Annotated in this window: 7 protein-coding genes; all 7 read left to right on the forward strand. The window is 39.0% G+C overall.

Annotated features, from left to right (window positions below):
* Positions 1-271: 271 nt before the first annotated feature.
* The gene (locus ACOVO2_RS12285) at positions 272-1,102 is read left to right on the forward strand and encodes a fumarylacetoacetate hydrolase family protein (protein ID WP_421770260.1); all 831 of its coding nucleotides are present in this window, start codon (positions 272-274) and stop codon (positions 1,100-1,102) included.
* Positions 1,103-1,636: 534 nt separating this feature from the next.
* Entirely contained in the window at positions 1,637-2,737 is a 1,101-nt protein-coding gene (locus ACOVO2_RS12290) for an endo-1,4-beta-xylanase (RefSeq protein WP_421770261.1), read from the forward strand.
* A gap of 45 nt (positions 2,738-2,782) precedes the next feature.
* Positions 2,783-3,124: a hypothetical protein gene (locus ACOVO2_RS12295; RefSeq protein WP_421770262.1), complete on the forward strand. Its 342-nt coding sequence runs from the start codon at positions 2,783-2,785 to the stop codon at positions 3,122-3,124.
* A 133-nt stretch (positions 3,125-3,257) separates the two neighbouring features.
* Entirely contained in the window at positions 3,258-4,007 is a 750-nt protein-coding gene (locus ACOVO2_RS12300) for an acetylxylan esterase (RefSeq protein ID WP_421770263.1), read from the forward strand.
* A 151-nt stretch (positions 4,008-4,158) separates the two neighbouring features.
* Positions 4,159-5,601: a family 43 glycosylhydrolase gene (locus ACOVO2_RS12305; RefSeq protein WP_421770264.1), complete on the forward strand. Its 1,443-nt coding sequence runs from the start codon at positions 4,159-4,161 to the stop codon at positions 5,599-5,601.
* A gap of 347 nt (positions 5,602-5,948) precedes the next feature.
* A complete protein-coding gene (locus ACOVO2_RS12310; RefSeq protein ID WP_421770265.1) occupies positions 5,949-6,683 on the forward strand; it encodes an acetylxylan esterase in 735 nt (244 codons plus the stop codon).
* Between the two features lie 52 nt (positions 6,684-6,735).
* Positions 6,736-7,625, forward strand: an 890-nt coding sequence (locus tag ACOVO2_RS12315; RefSeq protein WP_421770266.1) for an arabinan endo-1,5-alpha-L-arabinosidase, incomplete at its 3' end; no start/stop codon positions are given.

Here is a 7,625-nt window from a genome sequence, read left to right on the forward strand (position 1 = left end):
CCTAATTTTATTAAAATTTTTCAAACAAAAACTCGATGAAACATGAAACAAAATTACCAATCAAAAGACCTAAAATTGTGGCTTAGATTGGTAGCATGAATGCTGTATCCCTTAGCCTGTTGAGTACTTTTGCACAGTCACCACAAATTAGCGGTCAAATAACCAGCAGTACAAGCAAAGATCAATGCTAGGTGTAGGTATTACGGTAAAAATACAACTTTTGTTCCTGTTGACTTAATATCTCTATTTTGCTTAAAACCAATCAATATTAATGAAAATTTATCATACAACACTTGGTGTTTTTGTAGAACTCAACAACAATTTTTATTCATTCAAAGAAGTAGATTTCGATGTACTTGTCAATCAGCCAAATCTTTTTCAATTTCTGAAACGAGCCATTGAAACAAAGCAAGTAGAAGAAAAGCCCGATTTAGAAGCTATTATTTTAGCACCAATTGTTTCGCAAGAAGTGTGGGCTTCGGGCGTGACCTATTTGAGAAGTAAAAACGCCCGCATGGAAGAGTCGAAAGATGCAGGCGGCGGCGATTTTTATGATAGAGTTTATGATGCCGTGCGTCCAGAAATATTTTTTAAGGCAACCGCTGGCCGAACCGTTGGGCATGGCGAGGGTGTAAAAATCAGACGTGATTCGAAATGGAATGTTCCCGAACCCGAACTGACACTTTTTGTCAATTCAAGTGGACAAATTGCGGGCTACACGGTAGGAAACGACATGAGTTCACGTGATATTGAAGGCGAAAACCCCTTGTATCTGCCACAGGCAAAATCGTATGATAAAAGTGCTGCTATCGGGCCTTGCATTTTAGTAACCGAGGAGCCGATTTCGAAAGAAACCGAAATCAAACTTCAAATTGTGAGAGCAGGAAACACAGTTTTCGAGCAAGCCACCAAACTTAGTCAAATGAAACGTGAGTTTCCCGAACTCGTCGAATATCTTACGTATGAATGTACGTTCAAATACGGTACTTTTTTGATGACAGGAACAGGAATTGTACCACCTGATGACTTTACATTGGCAAAAAACGATGTAATAAATATCTCGATTGATAATATTGGAACATTGAGAAATTTCGTTGAATGAGTTATTGAAAAGGTTAGCAGAATCTGCTAACCCTTTTTTTATTCTAATCTTCTCTCAAAACTGCTATTTTTTGTACTATTCTTAGATTCCATGAATCTATAATCCAGAATTCCGAGAAAAAAAGCACAGCTTTGTCGGTTAAATAAACCAAAAAGCAAATAATATTTCTATAATTTATTCGACAAATGACCTATCGTAAACGTAACCGATTGTTGATGTTTTATTATACGTGTCATTTTGACACTTTTTGTTTGTAATTAGAATTTCCGCATATAGATTAGCTGATAAATACAAAAATGATTGAGGTTTGAAAATCAACAAAATTGTACTTTTCAAATAACAAATGTTTTTATTTAGGATCAATTAGAACATGAGAGCTCATTCGCGGGCACCTCATCTTCAAATAGGAGAGATTAACGGATTAGGTAAATAAATTTTAGTTTTGTTTCATACTGGTCTAACGTCTGTGCTTTATGGACGTTAGATTTTATCTAATCAAACACAAATTGTCACATTTTAGTCACAAATTATATTATGAAAACCAAAGTTTTATCAGCGTTTAGTATAGGCGTTGTTTTATTTTCAAGTTTTACGTTTCAAATAACAAACGATAATCCAAAAGCCTTGAAAGATGCTTTCAAAAAGGATTTTTTGATTGGAACGGCTCTGAATAACTCTCAAATCGACGAAAAAGATGCTACCGTAAACGACCTCATCAAAAAACAATTTAATGCCGCCACCCCAGAAAATATCATGAAATCGGCTTTGATTCACCCAAAATGGGATACCTACGATTTCACCATGGCCGATAAATTGGTTGAATATGGTAAAAAGAATAATATCAAAATCAATGGGCATACGCTTATTTGGCATAGCCAATTGCCTAATTTTATCAGAGGAATCAAGAGTAGTGATTCTATCCGTACGTTCTTCACTGACCACATCAAAACCGTTGCTGGTCGCTACAAAGGAAAAGTTTTTTCATGGGATGTAGTCAATGAAGCACTAAACGAAGACGGAACTCTTCGTAATTCGGTTTTCTTAAAACACTTGGGCGAAGGATACCTTGCAGATGCTTTCAAGTTGGCACAAGAGGCATCGCCTAACACTGAATTATATTACAATGATTATAACAATGAGCAACCTGCCAAACGTGCTGGCTGTATCAAACTAATCAAAAAAATTCAAGAATCAGGTGCAAGAATTGATGGCGTGGGTATTCAAGGACACTGGCACGTGGGCAAAATTCCGTTGAAAGACATCGAAGAGAGTATTCTTGAATATTCGGCACTTGGATTAAAAGTGATGTTTACCGAGTTAGATATTGAGGTTTTACCAAGAAATTTCCAAGGAGCTGACGTAAGCCAACGAATGGCCAATAGTCCAGAAATGAATCCTTATGCCAATGGTTTACCAGAAAATGTACAAAAACAATTGGCTGACGACTACGAAGCTCTTTTTAAGTTATTCTTGAAACACAAAGATAAAGTTACGAGAGTAACCTTTTGGGGAGTAAACGATGGTGATAGTTGGTTGAATAACTGGCCAGTACGTGGACGCACCAGCTATCCATTACTTTTCGATAGAAATAATCAGCCAAAACCAGCCTATTTCAAGGTAGTTGGCCTAAAATAATATTCAAACCTTTCTTAACTATTTAACCAAAATTCTATGCAAACCATGAAAAAGCTTTTTGTTTTATTTTTTGTGCTATGTGGCGTAGCAGCCTTTGCACAAACCAATCCGATTGATGGAAATTGGAAAGGAACTCGTGAAACTCCAAACGGTACATTTGAGATTGAATACACATTCAAAGTAGAAGGCGACAAACTCACGGGAACTTGGAAAACCCAATTTGGCGAAACCAAAATCGAAAACGGTAAAGTTGAAGGTAAGAAATTTTCTTACAGCATATCGTTTAATGATATGACCATCAACAACACAGGCGAACTCATCAACGAAGATGAAATCGTGACAAAAAACGAGCGTGGCGAAATGAAGTTAAAACGAGTTAAGCCTTGATAATAAATAACTTACACACTAAAACCTCAAATATGGTTCGATTCATATTTGAGGTTTTTATTTCTGATTCATACTACGAGCCATACCTACCAACTTTTCTCTAATTCAACCATAACCTTTACCAAAAATTACTATGAACAGAAAAGCTAATTCACTTTTGCCACTGCTTGTTTTTGTAGCTTTGTCAGTGCTACAAATAGATGGCATATCCGTTTTTGCCCAGGGGCCTCCAAGACCCTCGCTGCCTCCGATTCCCATTAAAGGAGATACAACACATACATTAACTAAGCATTTCAACCATTCTTCTCCTGCTCCAAAAGCACCAGATGCAAAGGGGTTTATTCAGCGTTGGCTTGTTTTAGAGCCAGTGAAAAAAAACATTGCTCGTAATAACGTTATCATGGATAGTTTTCTGAAAACCAATTTTGCGGCTGATAATTTCTCAAATGATTATAACATCGTTCCAAAAAATGGTGGAACTGAAAAAATAGGCGACCAAGAACTCAAATGGCACGCTCTTGACTGCAAACAATTCAATTTTAATTTATTTCACTTTACGTATGCCCTCAACAAACCCCGCTACGGAATTTTGGTTTGGCTCGTTACGGTCGTTAATAGCCCCGAAGAAATGCAAAACGTACGAATGACGGCAGGATGTAATTCGGGAAGTATGTGGTGGCTAAATGGACAAGAAGTATTGACGCTCTCGGGCGATAGAGATATGATTGCCGATAACGTAACTTCGCAACGTCTGACTTTGAAAAAAGGTAAAAATATTATTCGAGGAGCAGTAATTAATGGGCCTGGTATGGCAAATTTCGCCGTTCGTTTCGTAGATGAAAAAGGAAAGCCTATCAAGAATTTTACTGTCAGCTATGAATAATTTATAGAGTTGAAAATCTATTTATTAACTCTATTTTACCTTAGTAAGTATTAGTAATTATTCGATGGTTGAAATACTGTAACTCAATGATAATCAGTTAGTTATTCAATACTCGTCATTCGGATAATTCGTCATTAAACTTAACATTCAAATGAAAAAAAATCATATACTCATCATACATTGTCTATTGGCGTTTTTCACTCTTCAAACATCAATCGCACAAGTAGGTAAACCTTTTATTCATGACCCATCAACCGTTACCGAGTGTGAGGGAAAATACTACACCTTTGGCACGGGCGGAGGCGGACTTATATCAAACGATGGTTGGACATGGCACGGTGGTGGCGTAAGACCCGGTGGTGGAGCAGCCCCTGATGTTATCAAGATTGGCGACCGTTATCTCGTAATTTACGGTGCAACGGGTGGTTCGCCCAATCATAAAGGAGCGATTCTAACCATGTGGAATAAAACACTCGACCCAAAATCTCCTGATTTTAAATATTCTGAACCCATAGTAGTAGCTACATCGGATGGTTACGAAGAATGTGATGCCATCGACCCAGGGGTAATGTTAGACCCAACAACTGGCCGTCTTTGGCTAACCTATGGCACTTATTTTGGCTACACTCGTCTTATAGAATTAGACCCAACGACTGGCGGATTGAAAAAAGGAAACAAACCTGTTGATGTGGCGATTGTTTGCGAGGCAAGTACTTTAGTTTACCGTGATGGTTGGTATTATTTGCTTGCCACACACGGAAGTTGCTGCGACGGTGCCAACTCTACTTACAATGTGGTGGTTGGTCGCTCGAAAAAAATAACAGGTCCGTACATCGACAACGTAGGCAGAAGTATGCTCGAAGGTGGCGGAAAAATGGTAGTAGCCACACGTGGCGAGTTGATTGGCCCTGGGCATTTTGGACATATTATTTTGGAAAAGGGCGTTGAAAAAATGTCGATTCACTACGAAGCAGATTTAGAACAAGGTGGGCGTAGTGTTTTGGGGATTTTGCCAGTTGTTTGGAAAGATGGTTGGCCAGTGGCGGGAGAAAAGTTTAAGGAAGGAACTTATGAAATCGAATCGGTCAGACGTGGATATGCGTTAGAATTAGCCGTTGATTTTTCGAGAATGGCCAATGCACCACGTGGATTCAATCAGCCTAATAATGAGCCAATTAAGCCTGTTTCGGCACAGAAATTAGACGATGTAATCAAGACTTGGCCAACGGGCAATATCAACTTACGCATTGGCGATTATATGTCTCGACCACACCAAAAATGGACAATTACCGATGCCCCCGATTCGACTGGCTATTTGGGTGGGCCTTATTACAAAATCGTATTAGCAGGTACAAACCGAGCTTTGGCAGCAACGGCAAATGCCGAAATCATAACAGTACCAGAGTTTACTGGGGCACCCGAACAATTATGGAGAATCGACCAATTGACCGATGGTACGTATCGCATCATGCCGAAGGTTGTACCAAATTCAAATAAAAAATTAGCTTTGGTTTCCTCAGGCGATAGCACACCAACATTGGCTGAATTTGACTTTAATAGTGATAATTCAAAGTGGAATTTTAGGAGTCATTAGAAAAGTACACTGACGCAAACATCAGCTAAGCTTATTGAACTGAAATTACGCAGAAAGAGGTACAGCGTACCTTAATATTTGTAGAAGTAGTAAACAGCTAAACGCTCTAAGCTACGTAGTAGCGAAATATCATACTTATTTATTTCAATACACTACTACGTAGCTTTAAACTACTTTGTAACATTTTTACTACAAATATTAAGCAGCTCGGCTACTTTGTGAGACATAAATTATTGAATTATTCAAAAAGAAATTAAGATTCAAAATTGTGTACAATTGACACAAAAAAAATAAGTTTTCAATAAAAATTCAGTAACAATTCTTTTTTAAACAATAAAAACAAATCTATGATTTTCAATCTCAAACCATTGTTGCTCACAACTGGCGTTGCGATATTATTAGGTGCAAGCTTGCAAGGGTGTAATTCTGCCAAGTCGAGCACCAATAATAGTGCAGCCAAAACCGATACAACTCGGAGTCTTTCGCCTTATTTTGTAAAAGCTACCAATAAACAGAAATTTCCTGATAGTGAGGGATTTATCCAACGTTGGATGTTGCTTGAACCAATCAATAAGCCGAATCGAAGCAATACCGTTTTTACGGATAGTTATTTACGTGAAAATTTTACGAAAGAATATTTTCCGAATCAATTTACCATAATGCCAAAAGATGGCGAAAAAGTAAAAGCAGGTGAGCAAGAACTCACTTGGCATGCTTTAGAAAGCACCAACTACAACGTGAAACTTTTCCGCTTTGCCTATGGACTTTACAAACCTGTATACGGCGTGTTGTTTTGGGGCGTTACAGTTATTGACAGCCCTCGTGAAATGAAAAATGTACGCTTGGCTGTTGGCTCAAACTCCGCTTCTATGTGGTGGCTGAATGGCAAAGAAGCAGTTCTACTTTCGGGAGATAGACGTATGGTTATGGATGATGTAGTTTCCAATCGCCTCACGCTCAATAAAGGGCGTAATGTTTTGCGTGGAGCAATCATCAATGGCCCAGGTATGAGCGATTTCTGTGTCAGATTCTTAGACGAAAACGGACAACCCATCAAAGACCTTTCTATCACTTGCGAGTAAAAGCTTTTGGCTTATCTACGCTTAAAAACTTGAATTAAAATATTAGTTTACTATGAAATTTACGATAAAAAATATTGGCAAATTGGCTCTTACAATCGGGTGTATATCGACCGAAGTAAATGCTCAAATCGGGAAACCATTTATCCACGACCCATCAACGATTATGGAATCAGATGGCAAATATTATACATTTGGCACTCGTGGCGGTGGTTTGGTATCGGAAGATGGCTGGACGTGGAATGCTGGCGGTGAAAGACCTGGTGGTGGTGCTGCCCCCGATGCCTTAAAAATTGGCGACCGTTATTTGGTAGTGTACGGTGCCACAGGTGGCGGTTTGAACGGTGGACACAGCGGAAAGATTTTGACAATGTGGAACAAAACACTCGACCCCAAATCGCCTGATTTTAAATATACCGAAGCAGTTGTTGTAGCATCATCAGATGGAAAAGAAGACTGCGATGCCATTGACCCAGGTTTATTGCTCGACCCAACAGATGGCAGATTATGGGTTTCTTATGGCACTTATTTCGGGTTTATTCGTTTGATTGAACTCGACCCAAAAACGGGTAAACGTATGGAGGGAAACAAAGAAATAAATATTGCTATCGACTGCGAAGCTACAGCTTTAATGTATCGTGATGGTTGGTATTACTTACTCGGAACACATGGCACTTGCTGCGACGGTGCAAACTCAACTTATAATATTGTGGTGGGTCGCTCACGCAAAGTTACTGGCCCCTACATTGATAACATGGGACGTGATATGCTAAAAGGCGGTGGCAAAATGGTAATGGGTTCAGGTGGTGGACGAGTAAATGGTGCTGGGCATTTTGGACATTGGAAAATTGATGATGGCGTAGAGAAAATGTCGTTTCACTACGAAGCAGACTTAGACCAAAGTGGTCGCAGTGTGTTGGCGATTCGTCCGTTACTTTGGAAAAA

The sequence above is a fragment of the Emticicia sp. genome, assembly GCF_049241225.1.
Lineage (GTDB): Bacteria > Bacteroidota > Bacteroidia > Cytophagales > Spirosomataceae > Emticicia.

What these genes read in the sequence shown, in the direction of transcription:
- ACOVO2_RS12305 (WP_421770264.1), top strand. Translation starts at nt 4,159, where the DNA reads ATGAAAAAAAATCATATACTCATCATACATTGTCTATTGGCGTTTTTC.
- ACOVO2_RS12310 (WP_421770265.1), top strand. Translation starts at nt 5,949, where the DNA reads ATGATTTTCAATCTCAAACCATTGTTGCTCACAACTGGCGTTGCGATA.
- ACOVO2_RS12285 (WP_421770260.1), top strand. Translation starts at nt 272, where the DNA reads ATGAAAATTTATCATACAACACTTGGTGTTTTTGTAGAACTCAACAAC.
- ACOVO2_RS12295 (WP_421770262.1), top strand. Translation starts at nt 2,783, where the DNA reads ATGAAAAAGCTTTTTGTTTTATTTTTTGTGCTATGTGGCGTAGCAGCC.
- ACOVO2_RS12290 (WP_421770261.1), top strand. Translation starts at nt 1,637, where the DNA reads ATGAAAACCAAAGTTTTATCAGCGTTTAGTATAGGCGTTGTTTTATTT.
- ACOVO2_RS12300 (WP_421770263.1), top strand. Translation starts at nt 3,258, where the DNA reads ATGAACAGAAAAGCTAATTCACTTTTGCCACTGCTTGTTTTTGTAGCT.